This is a genomic window from Enterobacter sp. UPMP2061, from assembly GCF_053709615.1.
Map to the genome: position 1 here is coordinate 42,359 of NZ_JBSKJP010000009.1, position 19,507 is coordinate 61,865.

Annotated in this window: 20 protein-coding genes; 10 read left to right on the forward strand and 10 right to left on the reverse strand. The window is 56.1% G+C overall.

Annotated elements, in window-relative coordinates; genetic code table 11:
- Positions 1–26 precede the first annotated feature (26 nt).
- Positions 27–1,838 carry a phosphogluconate dehydratase gene (edd, locus tag ACWKXX_RS16525; RefSeq protein ID WP_017384346.1) on the forward strand — a complete coding sequence of 604 codons (1,812 nt, stop codon included), beginning with the start codon at positions 27–29 and terminating at the stop codon, positions 1,836–1,838.
- A 39-nt stretch (positions 1,839–1,877) separates the two neighbouring features.
- A complete protein-coding gene (gene kdgA / locus ACWKXX_RS16530) occupies positions 1,878–2,519 on the forward strand; it encodes a bifunctional 4-hydroxy-2-oxoglutarate aldolase/2-dehydro-3-deoxy-phosphogluconate aldolase (protein WP_003859774.1) in 642 nt (213 codons plus the stop codon).
- Positions 2,520–2,593: 74 nt separating this feature from the next.
- Here kdgA and purT read toward each other — a convergent pair whose 3' ends face one another.
- A complete protein-coding gene (gene purT / locus ACWKXX_RS16535; RefSeq protein ID WP_023303893.1) occupies positions 2,594–3,772 on the reverse strand; it encodes a formate-dependent phosphoribosylglycinamide formyltransferase in 1,179 nt (392 codons plus the stop codon).
- Positions 3,773–3,943: 171 nt separating this feature from the next.
- On the opposite strand from purT, the gene ACWKXX_RS16540 reads away from it, so the two are divergent.
- Together ACWKXX_RS16540 and ptrB are read left to right on the forward strand one after the other, a co-directional pair.
- On the forward strand, positions 3,944–4,594 hold the full coding sequence (locus tag ACWKXX_RS16540; protein ID WP_015570286.1) for a tellurite resistance TerB family protein: 651 nt from the start codon (positions 3,944–3,946) through the stop codon (positions 4,592–4,594).
- Between the two features lie 75 nt (positions 4,595–4,669).
- The gene (gene ptrB / locus ACWKXX_RS16545; protein WP_017693247.1) at positions 4,670–6,745 is read left to right on the forward strand and encodes an oligopeptidase B; all 2,076 of its coding nucleotides are present in this window, start codon (positions 4,670–4,672) and stop codon (positions 6,743–6,745) included.
- Here the strand turns inward: ptrB and exoX are convergent.
- The 3 genes from exoX to ACWKXX_RS16560 all read right to left on the reverse strand — a co-directional run bounded on the left by exoX (position 6,727) and on the right by ACWKXX_RS16560 (position 8,406).
- Positions 6,727–7,389, reverse strand: a complete 663-nt coding sequence (exoX, locus tag ACWKXX_RS16550) for an exodeoxyribonuclease X (RefSeq protein WP_015570288.1) — start codon at positions 7,387–7,389, stop codon at positions 6,727–6,729. The two genes, ptrB and exoX, sit on opposite strands and share 19 nt — an antisense overlap.
- 24 nt (positions 7,390–7,413) lie before the next feature.
- Positions 7,414–8,064, reverse strand: a complete 651-nt coding sequence (locus ACWKXX_RS16555; protein ID WP_003859783.1) for a carbon-nitrogen hydrolase family protein — start codon at positions 8,062–8,064, stop codon at positions 7,414–7,416.
- Positions 8,065–8,175: 111 nt separating this feature from the next.
- Positions 8,176–8,406, reverse strand: coding sequence for a DNA polymerase III subunit theta (locus tag ACWKXX_RS16560; RefSeq protein WP_003859784.1), 231 nt, complete (start codon positions 8,404–8,406; stop codon positions 8,176–8,178).
- 137 nt (positions 8,407–8,543) lie between these two features.
- Here ACWKXX_RS16560 and yobA point away from each other — a divergent pair, with 137 nt between their 5' ends.
- Genes yobA through ACWKXX_RS16575 form a run of 3 tightly spaced genes read left to right on the forward strand, consistent with a single transcriptional unit; the run spans position 8,544 to position 10,141 of the window.
- Positions 8,544–8,915 carry a CopC domain-containing protein YobA gene (gene yobA, locus ACWKXX_RS16565; protein ID WP_017384342.1) on the forward strand — a complete coding sequence of 124 codons (372 nt, stop codon included), beginning with the start codon at positions 8,544–8,546 and terminating at the stop codon, positions 8,913–8,915.
- A gap of 1 nt (position 8,916) precedes the next feature.
- Positions 8,917–9,786 (forward strand): copper homeostasis membrane protein CopD, encoded by an 870-nt coding sequence (gene copD / locus ACWKXX_RS16570; RefSeq protein WP_017693249.1) that lies wholly within the window; start codon positions 8,917–8,919, stop codon positions 9,784–9,786.
- A 16-nt stretch (positions 9,787–9,802) separates the two neighbouring features.
- Positions 9,803–10,141, forward strand: coding sequence for a YebY family protein (locus tag ACWKXX_RS16575; protein WP_003859787.1), 339 nt, complete (start codon positions 9,803–9,805; stop codon positions 10,139–10,141).
- A 125-nt stretch (positions 10,142–10,266) separates the two neighbouring features.
- Here the strand turns inward: ACWKXX_RS16575 and ACWKXX_RS16580 are convergent, their stop codons facing one another.
- Positions 10,267–10,464 (reverse strand): hypothetical protein, encoded by a 198-nt coding sequence (locus ACWKXX_RS16580; RefSeq protein WP_017693250.1) that lies wholly within the window; start codon positions 10,462–10,464, stop codon positions 10,267–10,269.
- 45 nt (positions 10,465–10,509) lie between these two features.
- On the reverse strand, positions 10,510–11,490 hold the full coding sequence (locus ACWKXX_RS16585) for a VirK/YbjX family protein (RefSeq protein WP_023303891.1): 981 nt from the start codon (positions 11,488–11,490) through the stop codon (positions 10,510–10,512).
- Positions 11,491–11,657: 167 nt separating this feature from the next.
- On the opposite strand from ACWKXX_RS16585, the gene pphA reads away from it, so the two are divergent.
- The gene (pphA, locus tag ACWKXX_RS16590) at positions 11,658–12,302 is read left to right on the forward strand and encodes a protein-serine/threonine phosphatase (RefSeq protein ID WP_017693252.1); all 645 of its coding nucleotides are present in this window, start codon (positions 11,658–11,660) and stop codon (positions 12,300–12,302) included.
- Between the two features lie 34 nt (positions 12,303–12,336).
- Here the strand turns inward: pphA and ACWKXX_RS16595 are convergent, their stop codons facing one another.
- The 4 genes from ACWKXX_RS16595 to yebS form a co-directional block, all read right to left on the reverse strand.
- Positions 12,337–12,576, reverse strand: a complete 240-nt coding sequence (locus ACWKXX_RS16595) for a YebV family protein (RefSeq protein ID WP_003859885.1) — start codon at positions 12,574–12,576, stop codon at positions 12,337–12,339.
- 106 nt (positions 12,577–12,682) lie between these two features.
- Positions 12,683–14,146 (reverse strand): 16S rRNA (cytosine(1407)-C(5))-methyltransferase RsmF, encoded by a 1,464-nt coding sequence (gene rsmF / locus ACWKXX_RS16600; RefSeq protein WP_017693253.1) that lies wholly within the window; start codon positions 14,144–14,146, stop codon positions 12,683–12,685.
- Between the two features lie 56 nt (positions 14,147–14,202).
- On the reverse strand, positions 14,203–16,836 hold the full coding sequence (locus ACWKXX_RS16605) for a PqiB family protein (protein WP_017693254.1): 2,634 nt from the start codon (positions 16,834–16,836) through the stop codon (positions 14,203–14,205).
- On the reverse strand, positions 16,805–18,088 hold the full coding sequence (yebS, locus tag ACWKXX_RS16610; protein WP_020480541.1) for a membrane integrity lipid transport subunit YebS: 1,284 nt from the start codon (positions 18,086–18,088) through the stop codon (positions 16,805–16,807). The genes ACWKXX_RS16605 and yebS overlap by 32 nt, the downstream gene beginning before the upstream one ends.
- A 132-nt stretch (positions 18,089–18,220) precedes the next feature.
- On the opposite strand from yebS, the gene ACWKXX_RS16615 reads away from it, so the two are divergent.
- The gene (locus ACWKXX_RS16615) at positions 18,221–18,718 is read left to right on the forward strand and encodes a GAF domain-containing protein (RefSeq protein WP_261666178.1); all 498 of its coding nucleotides are present in this window, start codon (positions 18,221–18,223) and stop codon (positions 18,716–18,718) included.
- 96 nt (positions 18,719–18,814) lie between these two features.
- Entirely contained in the window at positions 18,815–19,501 is a 687-nt protein-coding gene (gene proQ / locus ACWKXX_RS16620) for an RNA chaperone ProQ (protein WP_261666179.1), read from the forward strand.
- Positions 19,502–19,507: the final 6 nt, after the last annotated feature.

Here is a 19,507-nt window from a genome sequence, read left to right on the forward strand (position 1 = left end):
TGGACAGATAAATTAGAGGAGCTTTTATGAATCCGACATTGTTACGCGTAACACAACGCATCGTTGAACGCTCGAAAGAGACCCGTGCTGCCTACCTTGCCCGCATCGAACAGGCGAAGAGTGAAACTGTCCATCGCTCTCAGCTGGCCTGCGGGAATCTGGCCCACGGCTTTGCGGCCTGCCAGCCTGGTGATAAAGACGCGCTGAAAAGCATGTTGCGTAACAATATCGCCATCATTACCTCCTATAACGACATGCTTTCAGCCCACCAGCCGTATGAGGCCTACCCGGCTATCATCCGCAATGCGCTGCACAGCGTGAACGCGGTGGGCCAGGTTGCAGGCGGCGTGCCGGCCATGTGTGATGGCGTAACCCAAGGCCAGGACGGTATGGAGCTGTCCTTGCTGAGCCGCGAAGTGATCGCCATGTCGGCGGCAGTGGGCCTCTCTCACAACATGTTTGATGGCGCGCTCTATCTGGGCGTGTGCGACAAAATCGTCCCGGGGCTGGTGATGGCCGCGCTGTCGTTTGGCCATCTGCCAGCGATTTTTGTGCCGTCAGGCCCGATGGCTAGCGGTCTGCCAAACAAGGAAAAAGTCCGTATCCGCCAGCTGTATGCCGAAGGAAAAGCGGACCGTCAGGCACTGCTGGAAGCGGAAGCCGCGTCCTATCATGCGCCGGGCACCTGTACGTTCTACGGTACGGCCAACACCAACCAGATGGTGGTGGAGTTTATGGGTATGCAGCTGCCGGGCTCGTCGTTCATCCAGCCGGATGCGCCACTGCGTAAAGCGCTGACCGAAGCCGCAGCCCGTCAGGTGACGCGCCTGACCGGTAACGGCAACGAGTGGATGCCAATGGGCAAAATGGTGGATGAAAAAGTCATCGTAAACGGGATTGTCGCCCTGCTGGCGACCGGCGGTTCAACCAACCATACCATGCACCTTGTCGCGATGGCGCGCGCGGCGGGCATTCTGATCAACTGGGATGACTTCTCCGATATCTCCTCCGTGGTACCGCTGATGGCGCGTCTGTACCCGAACGGTCCGGCGGACATCAACCACTTCCAGGCCGCGGGCGGCGTGCCGGTGCTGATGCGCGAGCTGCTGAAAGGCGGCCTGCTGCATGAGGATGTCAACACGGTGGCGGGCTTTGGTCTGCATCGCTATACCCTTGAACCCTGGCTGAACAACGGTGAGCTGGACTGGCGCGAAGGGGCGAGCGACTCGCTCGATCCTCAGGTTATCGCAACCTTCGAACAGCCGTTCTCTCCTCACGGCGGCACCAAAGTGCTGAGCGGTAACCTTGGACGTGCCGTGATGAAAACCTCTGCCGTGCCGGAAGAGAATCAGGTTATCGAAGCCCCGGCGGTGGTGTTTGAAAGCCAGCACGACGTTTTACCTGCCTTTGACGCGGGTCTGCTTGATAAAGACTGTGTGGTCGTGGTGCGTCATCAGGGACCAAAAGCGAACGGGATGCCAGAATTACATAAACTTATGCCGCCGCTTGGTGTATTATTGGACCGCCGTTTCAAAATTGCACTGGTAACCGATGGACGCCTTTCAGGGGCATCCGGTAAAGTGCCTTCAGCGATTCATGTCACCCCGGAAGCCTACGACGGCGGCCTGCTGGCGAAAGTGCGTGATGGTGACATGATCCGCGTTAACGGTCAGACAGGCGAGTTAACCCTGCTGGTGGATGAAGCAGAGCTGGCGGCGCGTCAGCCACATATTCCTGACCTGAGCGCGTCACGCGTGGGTACCGGACGCGAAATGTTTGGTGCGTTGCGTGAGAAACTCTCCGGTGCGGAGCAGGGCGCAACCTGTATTACGTTTTAAGACGACTTGATTTTAACGATCTGGCGAGAGAAAACTCTGATGAAAAACTGGAAAACAAGTGCAGAAGCAATCCTGACCACTGGCCCTGTCGTGCCGGTTATTGTGGTAAACAAACTGGAGCACGCTGTCCCAATGGCGAAGGCGCTGGTTGCGGGTGGCGTTCGTGTTCTGGAAGTGACCCTGCGTACGGCCTGTGCGATGGATGCGATCCGCGCTATCGCCAAAGAAGTGCCGGAAGCGATCATCGGTGCAGGTACGGTTCTGAATGCGCAGCAGCTGGCGGAAGTGACCGAAGCGGGCGCACAGTTTGCCATCAGCCCGGGGCTGACTGAGCCGCTACTGAAAGCCGCAACCGAAGGTTCTATTCCGCTGATCCCGGGTATCAGCACCGTTTCTGAACTGATGCTGGGCATGGACTACGGCCTGAAAGAGTTCAAATTCTTCCCGGCTGAAGCGAACGGCGGCACCAAAGCGTTGCAGGCCATTGCGGGCCCATTCTCCCAGGTGCGTTTCTGCCCAACGGGCGGCATCTCTCCGGCCAACTACCGTGACTATCTGGCGCTGAAAAGCGTGCTGTGCATCGGCGGCTCCTGGCTGGTTCCGGCGGATGCGCTGGAAGCAGGCGACTGGGATCGCATCACTAAACTGGCTCGCGAAGCGGTAGAAGGCGCGAAACAGTAAGTTTGTTTGCCGGGTGTCGGCTGCGCCTAACCCGGCCAGCCAGACAGTTAAAACGGGCCTTTCGGCCCGTTTTTTTATCCTGCTACGCTGACGTTCGCAGCCGCTCTTTTTGCTCTCGCGACGGCTTCGTCCACATTTTCCCCGGTCGCTAATGCCACGCCCAGACGACGGCTTCCGTCGATCTCCGGTTTGCCGAACAGCCGGACCTGCAAGCCTGCGCCAACCGCACCTTCGACGTTATCAAAGGTGACATTCTGGCTGGTCAGCTGCGGCAGGATCACCGCCGAGGCTGCCGGGCCGTACTGACGGATGCCGCCAACCGGCAGACCGAGGAAAGCGCGTACATGCAGCGCGAACTCAGAGAGATCCTGTGAAATCAGCGTAACCATCCCGGTATCGTGCGGACGAGGGGAGACTTCGCTGAAGATCATCTCGTCGCCGCAAACAAACAATTCCACGCCGAACAGGCCGTAGCCGCCCAGCGCCAGCACCGTCTTGCGGGCGATCTCCTGTGCGCGTGCCAGCGCCAGCGCGCTCATCTGCTGCGGCTGCCAGGATTCGCGATAATCGCCGTCTTCCTGCCGATGACCAATCGGGTCGCAGAAATAAACGCCATCCACGGCGCTGACGGTGAGCAGGGTAATTTCAAAATCAAACTTCACCACGCCTTCCACGATGACGCGCCCGGCCCCGGCTCGGCCTCCCTGCTGGGCATAGTCCCAGGCGTTGTCCAGCGTGCTGCTGTCGCGGATAAAGCTCTGCCCTTTGCCGGAGGAGCTCATTACCGGCTTAATGATGCACGGGTAGCCAATCTCCTCTACGGCCTGGAGAAACGCAGCTTTATCCCCGGCAAAACGGTAGCTGGAGGTCGGGAGCTGTAATTCTTCTGCCGCCAGGCGACGAATGCCTTCCCGGTTCATGGTCAGTTTTGCCGCAGTGGCGCAGGGCACCACGCGCTGGCCTTCCTGTTCAAGGGCAATCAACATCTCAGTGGCAATGGCCTCAATTTCAGGTACCACGAAATCCGGTTTTTCGTCGGCAATTAACCCCCGCAGCGCATTACCGTCAAGCATATCGATGACGTGCGAGCGATGCGCGACGTGCATGGCGGGCGCATTCGCGTAACGGTCCACCGCAATCACTTCCACACCTAAACGCTGGCATTCAATGGCCACTTCTTTACCCAGTTCACCCGATCCCAACAGCATGACGCGCGTCGCGGCGGGACGCAGCGCGGTTCCTAAACGAGTCATAAAAATCCCCCTGAAAAAGATGCGGGCAGTATAAACGAAAACGTTTGCGTCTGTCTTGTATGGGGATAACCGGACAGCAGGGAAATTTGCGCTTCTTTAGTACTGACAGACATTTCCTGACACCCGCTCGCTTAGGCTGTGAAGGTTACGCACTGTTACGTGAGGAAAAATATGTCAGGCTGGATGAATCAACTGCAATCCCTGTTGGGACAAAAAGGCTCGTCGTCCGGCGAGCAGGGTCTGAGCAAGCTGCTGGTGCCGGGTGCGCTCGGCGGGCTGGCCGGTTTGCTGGTTGCCAATAAATCATCGCGGAAACTGCTTACCAAATATGGTACCGGCGCGCTGCTGGCGGGCGGAGGGGCTATTGCAGGCTCCGTCTTATGGAACAAATACAAAGACAAGGTGCGCAGCGCGCATCAGGATGAACCGCAGTACGGGAAGCAGGTATCGCCGTTAGATTTACGCACCGAGCGGTTGATCCTCGCCCTGGTCTTTGCGGCCAAGAGCGACGGGCATATTGATGCCAGTGAACGTGCCGCAATTGAACAGCAGATGCGGGAAGCGGGCGTTGAGGAACAGGGCAGGGCGCTGGTGGCGCAGGCCATCGAACAGCCGCTTGATCCGCAGCGTCTGGCGCAAAGCGTGAAAAACGAAGAAGAGGCGCTGGAACTCTATTTTCTGAGCTGTGCCGCCATCGATATCGATCACTTTATGGAGCGCAGCTACCTGAACGCCCTGGGCGATGCGCTGAAGATCCCACAGGACGTTCGTGAGGGAATTGAGCAGGATATTCAGCAGCAGAAGCAGACCCTCGTGGGCTAGAAGGCCATGTTTCGCTTGCATCATACGCGTGTTTTGCCAACCTTATAGGATGTAAAACGAAAAAGTAAGAATGCCATGCCTCCAAAAGCCCGACGTACTCCTTATGCGATCACCACGCATGGCGATACGCGTATCGATAACTACTACTGGCTGCGGGACGATTCTCGTTCCCGGCCAGAGGTGCTGGACTATCTGCACGAGGAAAACGACTATGGCCGCCAGGTCATGGCCAGCCAGCAGGCGCTTCAGGATCAACTTCTGAAGGAAATGGTGCAGCGTATCCCCCAGCGTGATGTCTCTGCCCCGTGGTGCAAAAACGGTTATCGCTATCGCCATATTTATGAGCCGGGAAACGAATATCCCATCTACCAGCGCCAGTCTGTGCTGAGCGCCGAGTGGGATGAATGGGAGATCCTGCTGGATGCCAACAAACGTGCGGCCCACAGTGAGTTTTATACGCTGGGCGGCATGTCCATTTCCCCCGATAACGCCATTATGGCGCTGGCTGAGGATTACCTCTCCCGCCGCCAGTACGGTTTGCGTTTCCGCAATCTTGAAACGGGAAACTGGTATCCCGAAATGCTGGATAATGTCTCCCCCGATTTTGTCTGGGGTAACGATTCAGAAACGGTCTACTACGTTAAAAAGCATGTCTCAACGCTGCTGCCTTATCAGGTCTGGCGTCATACGGTGGGGACCGATTCCGCCGACGATGAACTGGTGTATGAGGAAAAAGATGAGACGTTCTATGTCAGCCTGCACAAAACGTCGTCTCGCCACTACGTGATCATTTTCCTCTCCAGCGCCACCACCTCAGAAGTGCTGCTGCTGGATGCAGAGCTGCCGGATGCGCAGCCGCTGTGCTTCCTGCCGCGCCGTAAAGATCATGAGTACAGCCTGGATCACTTCCAGCACAGCTTTTACCTGCGTTCGAACCGCGAGGGCAAAAACTTTGGCCTTTATAAAACCAAAGTGCGCGATGAACGCAAATGGGAAGTGTTAATTCCCGCGCGCGATCAGGTGATGCTGGAGGGGTTCACCCTGTTTACCGACTGGCTGGTGGTGGAAGAGCGTCAGCGCGGACTGACCAGTATCCGCCAAATCAACCGCAAAACCCGCGAAGTGGTGGGCATTGCGTTCGATGACCCGGCTTACGTAACGTGGATCGGCTTTAACCCGGAACCGGAATCGTCCCGCCTGCGGTACGGCTATTCGTCGATGACCACCCCGGATACGTTGTTTGAACTGGATATGGACACCGGGCAGCGTCAGGTGATTAAACAGGCCGAGGTCCGGGGTTTTGAGTCGGAAAATTATCGCAGTGAGCACCTGTGGGTGACCGCACGCGACGGCGTTGAAGTCCCAGTGTCGCTCGTCTATCACAAGGCGCACTTCAACAAAGGTAAAAACCCCATCCTCGTCTATGGCTATGGCTCCTATGGCTCCAGCATGGACGCCGATTTCAGCAGCAGCAGGCTGAGCCTGCTCGACCGCGGTTTTGTTTATGCGATTGCCCATATTCGCGGCGGCGGCGAGCTGGGTCAGCACTGGTATGAAGACGGAAAATTTCTCAAAAAGAAAAATACCTTTAATGACTACCTTGATGTTTGCGATGCGCTGATCGCGCAGGGTTATGGCGATCCGCAGCTCTGCTTTGGCATGGGGGGCAGCGCCGGGGGCATGCTTATGGGCGCCGTGATCAACCAGCGGCCTGAACTGTTTAAAGGCGTTATCGCCCAGGTGCCGTTTGTGGACGTGGTGACGACCATGCTGGATGAGTCCATTCCACTGACCACCGGGGAGTTTGAGGAGTGGGGGAACCCGCAGGATGAAACCTATTATCGCTACATGAAAGAGTACAGCCCGTACGATAACGTCGAGGCGAAAGCCTATCCGCATATGCTGGTGACCACCGGCCTGCACGATTCCCAGGTACAGTACTGGGAGCCCGCGAAATGGGTGGCGAAGTTGCGTGAGCTGAAAACTGACGATAATTTGCTGCTGCTGTGTACCGATATGGACTCGGGGCACGGAGGGAAATCAGGGCGATTTAAATCCTATGAAGGGGTGGCGCTGGAGTACGCCTTTTTGATTGGCCTGGCGCAGGATACGCTGCCAGGCCGGGCGGGGACTCAGGCTTCGCCTAAATAATGCTTCAGCGTCAGGCGCAGTTCCGGGCTCATTCTGTCGAGGTTGTTGTACAGCCAGCGCAGATAGCCCGGATCTTTGTCCGCCACTTCCGATACTGGCTTCCCGCGATATTTTCCGAACGTAAAGGTGGTCAGTAGCGCGGGGCGCCCGGTAATGGTCGCCATATCGTCTGGTGTCCAGCCGGAAGTATTCATGATATCAATCAGGAGCGCTGCGGTGATGTAGCAGTCGTAAAGAGCGCGGTGATGATGCAGCCCTTCCGGCGTCCGCACGCTGAGTTTACGCGACTTATACAGCGCCATATTGCTGTATTTGATCCCCGGCCACAGACGGCGCGCCAGCTTCATAGTGCAAATCCATTCGCCGGGCATCTCCGGCAGCACGCGGCGGTCAAAGCTGGCGTTATGGGCCACATACCACTGGCTACCGTGGTAAAGAGGGATGATCTCTTCAATCCACGGCTTATCCGCCACCATCGATTCCGTAATACGATGTATCGCCATCGCCTGCGCACTGATGGGACGATCCGGGCGCACCAGATGGCTCATGGGGTTGACTATCTTTCCGTCAATCACGTCGACAGAAGCGACTTCCACAATTCCACCCTGCAAATCACAGGTTTCGGTATCGATAACGCGCAGCATTGATCGCTCCTGATCCAAAAATGCCTAGCCTAATGGAATGATATCGCCTTGCCAACCCTGTTGGCCTAAAGAACCGGTTAGCAGCAGTTCTCCCTTATCGGCACGTACGATCAGCTGACCTTTTTCATCCCATAACGCGCTACCGCCGCGCGCGTTCGCCATTAATACCGCGATGGCGTACTTGTGCGCGAAGCGTTGTAACGAACCGATGGATTGCCGCCAGCGATGCTCGCCCACGGCCAGGCTGCTGGTGAACAGCGTTGCCTCCGGGTCCAGTTCCGGGGCGTCAGCCTGGTTATCCACGATGGTTAACCGTTTATCGCCAGGAATAACACCCGCACCGTTGCCCTGCGGATAACGCCGAATGGTCGACAGGTTAGGGGTGAAAAGCGCGAGTCCTTTCTGGCGCTGGCCGTGTTGCTGGAGCGTAATACCAGCAATCACCGTGATGAAACGTGACTGGGCGGCGTGAAGGAGGGGGGCAAGCTGCAAATCGTCAGGGGGTGGGGGTAAGGATGTTCCGCCTGGGCCGGTAAGCGAAAGCTCCGGAAAGACGATTAAATCGCACCCATGCCAGGCAGCCTCGGCAATAAAGTGCAGGTGATGTTTTACGTGCTCATCAACACAGTTGTGCCGCGGGGCATACTGAGCCGCGGCAATATTCCATCGTGACATCGTGACTTCCTTATACACTAAGTCGCTGGGATTTTAAGATTACACCTAAATTTATCAGGGTTTTCTTATCCTGCCACATAACGCGTAAGGAAGTGTAACGAGACGTTAAGCTTATTTAACTTTAGGTTCGTACGGCAGGCGCGAGAGATTGACGGAGGCGAGGCGATGCGCAATGAGACGTTCGCGAAACCAGTCGCGCAGATGCGCGGGTTGTTCACGCTCTACCACTTCAGCCACGACGGGCATGTTGTAACGCTCTTTGAATGCGACCCCCGCGGCGGCGAGATCGACATTCACTTTGTCCATCTCGTCCTGAGGAAGGGCGGCCAGGTTAACGTTCATTTCCTTCTCCTTTTTCTGCGGCGGCAACGTTACCGCGATTGTTCAACGATGACAAGGGAGCAAAGGATGTTCCTCGACTCGTTAATTATACAGAGTTATTCTTTAGCATTCAGGCATAACGAAAAGGAATGATTGTGATGCATTTTACCCCTTCCCGTGTCGCGTGCGCGCTGGCATTTCTGCTCTCTTCAGCCATCACGCCCTCAGTTCTGGCCCATGCGCATCTTAAGCAGCAATCCCCGCAGGAAAATACCGTTGCGGTGGCACCAGAGGTCATTACCCTGAACTTCTCGGAAGGCATTGAGCCAGCCTTCAGCGGCGTGGTGGTGACGGACGCGCAGCAGCACAAGATCCAGACCGGCGCGGTGAAGCGTGACGAGAAGGATAACGCAAAGCTGATTGTTCCTCTTGAGAAACCGTTGACGTCCGGCACCTACACGGTGGACTGGCATGTGGTCTCCGTGGATGGCCACAAAACCAAAGGCAGCTATCACTTTAGCGTGAAATAGCATGCTGACCCTGAGCTACGTCGCGTTACGCTTTATCCATTTTGCTGCGCTGATGCTGCTTTTCGGCAACGCGCTCTACAGCGTCTGGTTTGCGCCGTCTTCGTTGCAGCGCCTCATGACCCGGCGTTTCCAGCGGCAGCAGAAACTCGCGGCCTTAATCAGCCTGATAGCGGCTCTGCTGATGTTTGGCCTGCAAAGTGGGTTGATGGGCAACGGATGGGGCGATGTCATTCGTCCGGCGGTCTGGCGCAGCGTGCTGGGAACGCAATTTGGCGGCGTCTGGTTGTGGCAAATGGTGCTGGCCGCTGTGACGGCGGGCGCTGCATGGCTTACCCCGCAAAAAGGCTCACGGCTGTTACTGCTCGCGATGGGGCAGCTGGTGCTGCTGGCGGGCGTGGGACATGCCGCGATGAACGGTGGCGCACCGGGAGCGTTGCATCGTCTCAACCATGCGCTTCACTTGCTCTGCGCCGCGACCTGGGTGGGTGGTTTATTGCCGCTGCTGTTTTGTATGCGTCTGGCGAAAGGCCGCTGGCAGCCAGCCGCTATCTTTACCATGATGCGCTTCTCCCGCGTGGGGCATTACGCCGTGGCAGGCGTGCTGCTGACCGGGATAATCAATACGCTCTTTATTGTTGGCATAAACGTGCCGTGGCAGGCGCCTTATGTCCAGCTGTTGTTGTTCAAATGTGCGCTGGTCATGATGATGGTGGCAATTGCGCTGGCGAATCGGTATTTTCTTGTGCCACGCTTTCGCCCGGAGGCCGGGCGGGAACAACAGATTTTTATCAGGATGACACAGGCAGAGGTGGTGCTGGGCGCGCTGGTACTGGCCGCCGTCAGCCTGTTCGCGACCTGGGAACCCTTCTGACAAGGTTAAATAACATATGAAAAAGACACTGCTTTCTCTTTTACTTCTCACCTGTGCCAGCAGTGCGTTAGCCGCGCCGCAGGTCATCACCGTCAGCCGGTTTGAGGTGGGTAAGGACAACTGGGCATTTAATCGTGAAGAAGTCATGCTTACCTGCCGTCCCGGTAACGCGCTGTATGTCATCAATCCCAGTACGCTCGTGCAGTATCCGTTAAATGACGTGGCGGAGCAGCAGGTTGCCAGCGGGAAAAGTAACGGACAGCCTGTCAGCGTGATCCAGGTAGATGACCCGGCAAACCCCGGGCAGAAGAAGAGTCTGGCACCGTTTATTGAGCGCGCTGAAAAGCTCTGCTAGCCGTCAGGTTTCCAGTAAAAAAAAACCGCAGGTGCTTGTAAAAGCTCTGCGGTTTTTCACATTTAGTGATGTTCTGACGCTTTTTTTCAGACCACTTTTGCTGTGGACTGGAAAACCTGACGTCGTCATCTATTCTTAAAGGGCAAGGCGATTGAGCCTGCATTAATGCCAACTTTTAGCGCACGGCTCTCTCCCAAGAGCCATTTCCCTGGACCGAATACAGGAATCGTATTCGGTCTCTTTTTATCTGCTTGAAAATAAACGATAAAATCCGGTTTTCGTCTCAGCAGAAGGTTCACTTCCTGTGCGCCTGCCTCAAACATACCACAACCCGGCAGGCGTAAGTCCAGTCCTTTTTGGCTGTTTTGTTAAATTTTTGTTTGTATTTTGCCTGAGACGACTGCGGGATCAATGCGCGCATGTACGGAAGCCGCAATATCATCAAGTAACGCAAAGCGGCGACGGTATTCGGCGCGTTTTTTGCTGGCAATCTCCTCCAGTGCTTTACGCTCCATCTGGAGCGGCAACTGCCAGCAGAAGGGGGAGAGTTTCTTTCCGTTCAGGCCTTCCCAGAACTCGTCGTAGCTGGCGTGAAAATGACGGCCTTTGCTCAGACGGTAGCGCAGCGCGCGGAAAACATGGCCTTCATCGCTGACGGCAAAAATCGCGCTAATGTTCGAGCGTGAGGCAAGCTGGAAGATCACCTCCATCAGCACGCGTTTCGGGAAAAGCCCATGGCAGGCACGGGTAGCCTGCTTAATCACCTCCCGTGAAACATGACGACGTGGACCCTGAAGGCCGCCGATCACCAGCACCGTACGGCCGTTACTGCGTGCGACACAGAACGTCAGGCTGGCAAGCAGCGTATTGTCATTGTCGTGCAGCCAAAGCGTGCTTTCGCCTTCGCGTTCGGCCTTACCTGCGGACGAGGCGTGGACGGTATAGATTTCGCCGTTTTTTGCCTCGAACCGGACAACCGGCACCTCTTGCGGGCTGGTCAGCGCGTGGGCGAGGGCGATGTTTTTCAGACTATCAATCCACTGATAGTGGCTGATGATAGCATCGGCCCGATCGTTTGAGTTCAGGCCGCGCATCAGATACTGGCGGTGAGTTTTGCTCGGCAAGGTAATTTGAGAGGTGAGCAGCCTGTCGAAATCATCGCGCCCGGACAGGGCCTCCAGCATGCGATGGGTGGAGGACCAGAATAAAAGCGAGCGTAGAAGGAACTTTAACCGGTAATCACGTTTGTGCCAGATTGGGCCGGGAACGCGTTTTCCTCTCACCAGTTCAGAAATAATATTTGTGCGATGCGGATAAAAAACATCGTTTTGCAGGTGTATGTTTGACACGTGAAAATCCCTCTTTTTATTCCGCTCTATTTTAAAGGCCAGGGAATAAGGGATTAATAGCGCAGCGATCTTTATTTCCTGCTGGTTTATGGTTTGTTTGGATTGGCAAAATCCAACGCCAGCTCATGACATTTTCTGTGGCAGCTATACTTCTTACAGGAGGCGTTATGTATCAGAAAATAGAGGGAGAACACTGGCGTCATGTCTGGGTTGTCAGCGATATTCATGGTTGCTATCAGTGGCTTATGGATGAGCTGAAACGACGGCATTTTAATCCTGATACGGATCTGCTGATCTCGGTGGGGGATATTATCGATCGCGGGCCTGACAGCGTAAAATGTTTACAGCTGATGCAGGAAAACTGGTTTTATGCGGTACGCGGCAATCACGAGCAAATGGCGTTAGATGCGCTTGAAAATAATGATTTTAGTCCCTGGTCGATAAATGGCGGTAACTGGTTTACCGGGCTTAAGGACGCTCAACAAAAACAGGCGAAGGGTTTACTCGATGCGTGTCGGGACTTACCGCACATTATTGAAATAACCTGCAAAAACGGTCTGAACGTGATTGCTCATGCGGATTATCCCTCCGCCGAATATGGCTGGCATAAGCCGGTGGATGCCCAGCGCGTGCTGTGGGATCGCGACCGGCTAATGGGCTTTATGGTGGGCAAAGGGCAGGGCATTAGCGGTGCGGATCACTTCTGGTTTGGACATACGCCTGTGGACAAACGCTACGATTTTAACAATCTGCACTACATTGATACGGGGGCAGTATTCGGGGGCTTTCTGACGCTGGCGCAGCTTCAGTAATAAATAACCCGCCTTCGGGCGGGTTCTCTTTGGGTCAGGCAAGACGCAAGACCCAGGCATCGGTTTTACTGTCGTAATGCTCACGGTACAGAACGGAATGTTCCCCATCAAGGATCGCCGGGACGCTGGTATCTGCATCCCAGGCGTCCAGCTGCATGCACAAATCCGGATCGGATTTGCAGGGAATACTTAACGTTCGTTCGCCTTGTGATTCGCCGCGCAATTCAGCGTCGTCGATTTCAAAAGCGCCAATGCGTACGCTGGTTTTCGTCATAATGCTCTCCGGTTTGTTGCCCAAAATCTGGTATGACCAGTGCAGTCACCCATTTTTGATCCTAGACAAGGAGAGCGAAATCGCCAGTAAAAAAATGCGCTTTTTTTCAGGCGCTGCGGTTGTTACCGGTAAACAGGCGGCCATCGCGTACCAGTTCGCGCGGATAGCTGTTTTTCAGCCGCGAGCCGACTTTTTTCGCCAGCCCCAGCGGATAGCCCTGATACGTCACGATGACTTCATCCTGTGACGGGCCGTCTTCCGGGTAAACGTCACGACCGCGATACCACTCTTCCGCTTCCTGATGCGTCAGGGCAAAGGTGTTCTCACTGCCGGCCAGCGCAATGACCGCTTCGTGCTGCCAGCGATAGCCTTTGTTGTGGATCTCCGCCAGGCGAATACCGAGGCGGGAGAAACGCACCTTACCAATCAGCGGTTCGATGTTGACCGGGAACAGCCACAGCTCTTTGTCACGCATCCAGAGGCGCAGGCTCTCATCCCAGTGCAGGCCGACTTTGCTCGCAGCCGCTTGCGCCTGTGCCGCCTCACGGCCTTTGACCGGCGTGAACGGGAAGTTGCCGACCTTAAACTTAGGGGCAGGCAAGGGATCGACGGCGCGGGTTTTACGCAGACGGGCAACAAAGAAGCCTTCGCAATCGTAAATCTGCGGGAAGACATGCAGGAAGCCTTCAGGCGTGGCCGCATGACTGGCCGAGTCGAAGAGGGTGTCCAGCGGCAGAAACTCGACGGCATCCGCATAGCGTTGCTTGAGCCACAGGCAGACGTCCTCGTTTTCATCGCGATTCAGCGTGCAGGTAGAGTAAACCAGCGTCCCGCCTGGGCGCAGGGCATGAAACGCGCTGTCGATCAGTTCGCGCTGCGTGGCGGCGATCTCCAGGTTGCTTTCAACGGACCAGTTTTTTAACGCATCAGGATCTTTACGCACCACGCCTTCGCCGGAGCAGGGCGCGTCGAGCAGGATGGCATCAAAGGCTTCCGGCAGGGCAGCGCCAAACACGCGACCATCGAAGTGCGTTAACGCGACGTTGTGGATCCCGCAGCGGCTGATATTGGCATGCAGGACTTTAACCCGGCTGGCGGAAAATTCGTTGGCGAGGATCGCGCCGCGGTTGTTCATCCGGGCGGCAATCTGCGTGGTTTTAGAGCCCGGCGCCGCCGCGACATCCATAACCCGCTCAGGCTGGTTCCCGTCGGCAAACAGCGCAGCAACCGGCAGCATGGAGCTGGCTTCCTGAATATAAAACAGCCCGCTCAGGTGCTCGGCGGTGCTGCCGAGCGGCAGGCTCTCCTCGTCATCCCGTTCGATCCAGAACCCCTCTTCACACCACGGCACTGGCGTTAATTGCCAGCCGTAGGGGGAGACGAGATCCAGAAACGCCCCGACGCTGATTTTCAGCGTATTGACGCGAATACTCCGGCGCAAAGGGCGCTGGCAGGCGGCAACGAAATCGTCGAAAGAGAGATGAGCAGGAAGCGCCTCGCGCATCTGTGCGAGGAATTGTTCGGGAAGAAATACGGAGTTTTGAGCCACGGGCACACCACAGGGAAACATTCAGGTGCGCAGTGTAACATAAAGGCTCCGGCGCGTTGACACCGGAGCCTGCGAGATTAACGCGGCAGCGCCGTTCCCCATTCGCGCCACTCTTTCGGTTCACTTTCCAGCAGCAGGAAGTGTTTACCTGCCTGCGCCTTAGGCGCCAGAGGCGTGCCAGGCGGCGTCGCGAAGGCAATGCCGCCGCGAATGAACTGATTAAAGGTCCCCGTTTTGACCACGCCACCGGTCAGGCCGAAGTCCAGCGAGTAGCCTGAAGCGAGCCAGAACACCGAGTTGTTGCGCACCAGATGCTGATAACGCTGGCTGATGCGCAGGCCGACCATCACGCGATCGGACAGATTACCCAGCGTCAGGCTTGTTACTGTCCCTACTTCAATGCCGCGGAACAGGACCGGCGTACCGATGCCCAGCGAACCGGCTTCCGGCACTTCAACCACAATGCTCAGACCGTCCAGATAACGGGAGTCGGTGATGGTGGCCTCCTGCAACTCAAATTCACGACGTGCGTTGCCGCGACCCGGTTCAACGTTAATGTACGGCTGAAGTATGGTATCGAGATGCTCAACCCCTGCGGCAGAAATTTGCGGCGTAACTACCGAGAAGCGCGAGCCTGCCCGGGCGAACGTCTGCACATATTCCGGATAAAGCACGGCGGTCGCCTGCACTTCATTGCGTGCGGTGATCAGCGTCAGCTTCTGGACCTGCCCGATATCAATGCCGAGATAGCGGATGGGCATGCCTTCTGCCAGTTTACCGGCATCAAAGGTGTGCAGGGTAATTTGCCCCCCGACCGCGCGCGCCGCGGTTTCGGACGGGAAGAGGATCCGCTTGTCACCTTTACGCATGTTGCCGCCGGCGCCGCTCAGGTTATCGAAGCTGATCGCACCGCGCAGGGCACGGGAGAGAGGCGATGCCTGTACGGTCAGCCCGCTGCCGTTGAGCTGCACTTTCGCGCCACCCTCAGCCCAGAACACGCTGTTTGGCGTGAGCAGCTTGCGGTACTCCGGCTTGATATGCAGTTCGATATCAAACGCGTCCGCACGAGGACGAACGGTGATCACTTCCCCCACCTCAAACTTACGGTAAAGCACGACGGAGCCTGCCTGGACATCCGGCAGCGTTTCAGCGCTTAAGGTCAGCGTGGTGGTTGGCAGGTCGCCGAGGCTGTTTTCAATGGCTTTGTCCAGATTGGCGAACAGCGGATAGCTTTCGCGCAGCGCACCTTTGCTGCCCGGCAGAATGCGGATCCCGCCGTTAACCCACTCACTGGCGCTGGCGCCGAGGAACTCAACCCCGTCCAGACCCACCTTCACGTCGACCCGACTGTTAACCACAAATTTACTGTCGCCGTGGACCAGGTTGCCGTACTGCGGATCGATGGCGGCGGAGAAGGAGACCCCTTTTTCCGACAGCTTACGTTCGAGGACCTGGCCCACCTGCACACCGTGCAGGATCAGCGGTTGCCCGGCTTCAATACCGTAGCTTTCCGGTGCATTCAGCGTAACCGTCAACACGCCCGGTTTTTGCAGCAGGGCTTTATCTGCCGGCGCGATAACAAAGTTTTTGTTCGGCGCACCTTCGCCGGGGATCAGCTCAAAGGTGCTTCCCGTCAGCAGAGAACTGATGCTGGCGTCGCTGAGGGAGAGCTTCGGATTACGCAGTTCAATGCGCGTTTTTTCCCGCAGGAGATCCACCACGCTCGGATCCACCGTCATTTCGCCGGTAACGGAACCGCCCGCATTGAGGGTTAATTTTGTCAGTTGCCCGACCTCTAAACCCTGGTACATCAGCGGGGTCGAACCGGCTTTCAGGCCTTTGGCATCCGGCAGGGTCAGCTTGACGATGACACCGCGCTGGCTGTGCGCCAGGTCGGCGTACAGGCCAAAGGTATCTTCTGCGGCGGCAGGGCTGGAGTTAGCAGGTGAGTCGAAGGCGATAGCGCCATTCACCAGCGCCGCCAGGCTCTCAAGCTTCACTTTCGCACCGCTTAAGCTCAGGTCAGCATCGACGCCTGAGACGTTCCAGAAGCGGCTGCCTTTTTTCACCAGGTTGGTAAAACGGCGCTCGATGAGTACATCAATGGTCACGCCATCTTTGTTCGGGTTAATGGCGTAGTCGTAAACGCGGCCTACCGGAATTTTGCGGAAATAGACCAGAGAACCACTGTTCAGCGAGCCCAAATCCGGCGCGCGGAGATGGATCATCAAATCGCCGTTATTCAGCCGATATTTCGGCTGGGTATCCAGCGCAACAAAGTGATCCTGTGGCTCACCTTTGCCGGGCATCATGCCGATATAGTTACCGCCCACAAGCGCATCCAGCCCGGAAACGCCGGCCAGGGAGGCTTTAGGCGTGACCAGCCAGAACTGCGTTTCGGCGCGCAGGGCATCCTGCATATCAGACTTAATGCTCGCCCGGACCTGGATTTTGTTCAGCCCTTTGCCGAGAGAAATATCCTGCACGGTACCCACTTCCACCCCCTGGAAGCGAACGGGGGTACGTCCGGCGACAATGCCGTCCGCAGACTGGAAATCAATCGTGATGGTACTTCCGCGATCTTCATAGCTCGTCCAGATAAGCCAGCCTGCGATCATCAGCGCGATAACAGGCAGCAACCAGAATGGCGAAATGCGGCGTTTTGTTTTAATTCTCGCTTCAGTCGGCGAAGCGGGCGTTTCCTGACTCATGTGCGTCCCAAAGTAAGCGGCTGTCCAGCCATTCCACTGCAAGAATAGTCAATATCACCGCAGAGCCGAAATAAAAAGCTGCGGGTCCCATGGTAAAAGCAAGTAACTGATCGCGATTGATGAGCGACATCATCAGCGAAATCACGAACAGATCCAACATCGACCAGCGACCAATCCAGGTCACAAATCGCAGAAGCAGGATGCGGGTGCGTAGTCCTTGTTCGCATTTAAAGTGAATGCTGATAAGCAGCGTAAACATCACCACCACTTTGGTAAAGGGCACCAGAATACTGGCGATGAAAACAATGGCGGCGACCCCCACGTTACTGTGCGCCAGAGAGATAATCCCCGAAAGGATAGTATCTTCCTGACGGGCGCCGTTCACATAAATTACGGAGATCGGCAGCATGTTGGCCGGGAACAAAAATACCAGGGAGGCGATTAGCGCCGCCCAGCACTTTTGCAGGCTGTTGTTGCGTCGCAATCTTAACGGAATGTGGCAGCGTGGGCACCTCCCGCGTTTATCCGGAAAACCGGTGTAATGGCAGCCCAGGCAGACGCGCAGGTTTTCATCAGGCCGGGTCGCGGGGCGCTGCGGGTAAAATCGCTCCCAAAGCTGTTCAACATTGAGATGAATCAGGGTCAAAATACTCAGCAGGACCAGTGAAATAAACGCGAAAAGGCCGATGCCGGGTTGTAAAAACGCATAATCCTGCACCTTGATGGAGGCCACGCCAATGCCTACCAGATAGATGTCCAGCATCACCCACTCCTTGAGCTTTTCCAGCATGAGCAGGACAGGGCGCAGGTTCATCCCCAGAATGTTGCCAAACCACAGGTAGGCAATTGCCGCGACCAGCACCAACGGCGCGCCGACGACGCAGAACAGCACCATGGCGGCCGTAAGCGGATCGCCCTGGCGCGTCATCTGCCAGATCCCCTGCAACACGTTAGCGTCAATACGCACGCCAAGCAGGTAGAGCTTTAACAGCGGCTCGGTCCAGGCGAAGGGCATCAGCAGCAGCATGGTGACCGCCATTGCCGCCAGACGCGTCAATGACCAGTCCCGGCCATCGCGAATTTTGGCATCGCAGCAAGGACAAAAAGCACTTTGGTGCGATTTCATCTTCGGCAACATAAAAAGCGTATCGCACTGGGGACAACGCTGATAATGTGCACGGGGCAGAGCCTGGCTTACCGTACGGACAACGATCTTTCGTGTCGGCGTAATTTGGGGTGTTTTTAGGGCCATCAGTCGCACACAGATTAGTATTGTTGAAAGTTATAATAACTCATGAACGGATTCATCTTGAGCATGAGCGCATTTAATGCTTATTTTAATAGGCTATGCGGTAACTATGTAAGATAACTAAGTGATTGAATAATGAACAAAACAGAATTCTACGCGGATCTGAATCGCGATTTTAAGGCATTAATGGCAGGGGAAACCAGTTTCTTAGCCACTCTGGCAAATACCAGTGCATTACTGTTCGAACGCCTTTCTGACGTGAACTGGGCGGGCTTTTATCTGCTGGAAGGCGACACGCTGGTGCTCGGGCCTTTCCAGGGAAAACTCGCCTGCGTGCGTATCCCGGTAGGTCGCGGCGTGTGCGGTACCGCAGTGGCGACCCGTCAGGTTCAGCGTGTCGAAGATGTTCATGCGTTTGACGGCCACATTGCCTGCGATGCCAGCAGCAATTCTGAAATCGTACTGCCGCTGGTGGTTAAAAATCAGATTATTGGCGTTCTGGATATCGACAGCACGGTCTTCAGCCGCTTTACTGCCGAGGATGAGCAGGGGCTGCGCGCATTGGCCGCAAGCCTGGAAAATGTTCTGGCAGAGACCGATTATCATAAATTCTTTGCGAGCGTCGCAGGATAATCAACGGATAACGTAGCATTTACTGATAGCGTCATTATAATGTCGCCTGTTCATGCCTGCGCTTGTTGGCAACGTCCGTTGTAATCAGGAAATTTCATGGAAAATCAACCTAAGTTGAATAGCAGTAAAGAAGTTATCGCATTTCTGGCCGAGCGTTTCCCGCAGTGCTTCAGCGCTGAAGGTGAAGCGCGTCCTCTGAAAGTTGGTATCTTTCAGGATCTGGTCGCGCGCGTTGAGGGGGAGATGAACCTCAGCAAAACGCAGCTTCGTTCTGCCTTGCGCCTTTATACCTCGAGCTGGCGTTACCTGTACGGTATCAAGCCGGGTGCGACCCGTGTCGACCTTGACGGCAACCCGTGCGGTGAGCTGGACGAGCAGCACGTAGAACATGCGCGTAAGCAGCTTGAAGAAGCCAAAGCTCGCGTGCAGGCACAGCGTGCGGAACAGCAGGCGAAAAAACGCGAAGCCGCAGCGGCAAACGGTCAGGAAGACGCCCCTCGTCGCGAGCGTAAACCGCGCCCGGCACCGCGTCGTACTGAAAATAACGATCGCAAACCGCGTGCTGACAAACCAGCAGCTAAAGCCCCACGTGCGCCGCGCGAAGAGCCGCGCCACACCCCAGTTACTGACATCAATGCGCTGAGCGTAGGTCAGTCTCTGAAGGTGAAAGCGGGTAACAACGCGATGGACGCCACCGTACTGGAAATCACCAAAGATGGCGTTCGTGTACAGCTGACTTCTGGTATGTCAATGATTGTACGCGCAGAACACTTGTTGTTCTGAAACGGA

Bases quoted from the DNA above. Each gene is read 5' to 3' on its own strand.
- edd (WP_017384346.1), top strand. From the start codon at position 27: ATGAATCCGACATTGTTACGCGTAACACAACGCATCGTTGAACGCTCG.
- kdgA (WP_003859774.1), top strand. From the start codon at position 1,878: ATGAAAAACTGGAAAACAAGTGCAGAAGCAATCCTGACCACTGGCCCT.
- purT (WP_023303893.1), bottom strand. From the start codon at position 3,772: ATGACTCGTTTAGGAACCGCGCTGCGTCCCGCCGCGACGCGCGTCATG.
- ACWKXX_RS16540 (WP_015570286.1), top strand. From the start codon at position 3,944: ATGTCAGGCTGGATGAATCAACTGCAATCCCTGTTGGGACAAAAAGGC.
- ptrB (WP_017693247.1), top strand. From the start codon at position 4,670: ATGCCTCCAAAAGCCCGACGTACTCCTTATGCGATCACCACGCATGGC.
- exoX (WP_015570288.1), bottom strand. From the start codon at position 7,389: ATGCTGCGCGTTATCGATACCGAAACCTGTGATTTGCAGGGTGGAATT.
- ACWKXX_RS16555 (WP_003859783.1), bottom strand. From the start codon at position 8,064: ATGTCACGATGGAATATTGCCGCGGCTCAGTATGCCCCGCGGCACAAC.
- ACWKXX_RS16560 (WP_003859784.1), bottom strand. From the start codon at position 8,406: ATGAACGTTAACCTGGCCGCCCTTCCTCAGGACGAGATGGACAAAGTG.
- yobA (WP_017384342.1), top strand. From the start codon at position 8,544: ATGCATTTTACCCCTTCCCGTGTCGCGTGCGCGCTGGCATTTCTGCTC.
- copD (WP_017693249.1), top strand. From the start codon at position 8,917: ATGCTGACCCTGAGCTACGTCGCGTTACGCTTTATCCATTTTGCTGCG.
- ACWKXX_RS16575 (WP_003859787.1), top strand. From the start codon at position 9,803: ATGAAAAAGACACTGCTTTCTCTTTTACTTCTCACCTGTGCCAGCAGT.
- ACWKXX_RS16580 (WP_017693250.1), bottom strand. From the start codon at position 10,464: ATGTTTGAGGCAGGCGCACAGGAAGTGAACCTTCTGCTGAGACGAAAA.
- pphA (WP_017693252.1), top strand. From the start codon at position 11,658: ATGTATCAGAAAATAGAGGGAGAACACTGGCGTCATGTCTGGGTTGTC.
- ACWKXX_RS16595 (WP_003859885.1), bottom strand. From the start codon at position 12,576: ATGACGAAAACCAGCGTACGCATTGGCGCTTTTGAAATCGACGACGCT.
- rsmF (WP_017693253.1), bottom strand. From the start codon at position 14,146: ATGTTTCCCTGTGGTGTGCCCGTGGCTCAAAACTCCGTATTTCTTCCC.
- ACWKXX_RS16605 (WP_017693254.1), bottom strand. From the start codon at position 16,836: ATGAGTCAGGAAACGCCCGCTTCGCCGACTGAAGCGAGAATTAAAACA.
- yebS (WP_020480541.1), bottom strand. From the start codon at position 18,088: ATGGCCCTAAAAACACCCCAAATTACGCCGACACGAAAGATCGTTGTC.
- ACWKXX_RS16615 (WP_261666178.1), top strand. From the start codon at position 18,221: ATGAACAAAACAGAATTCTACGCGGATCTGAATCGCGATTTTAAGGCA.
- proQ (WP_261666179.1), top strand. From the start codon at position 18,815: ATGGAAAATCAACCTAAGTTGAATAGCAGTAAAGAAGTTATCGCATTT.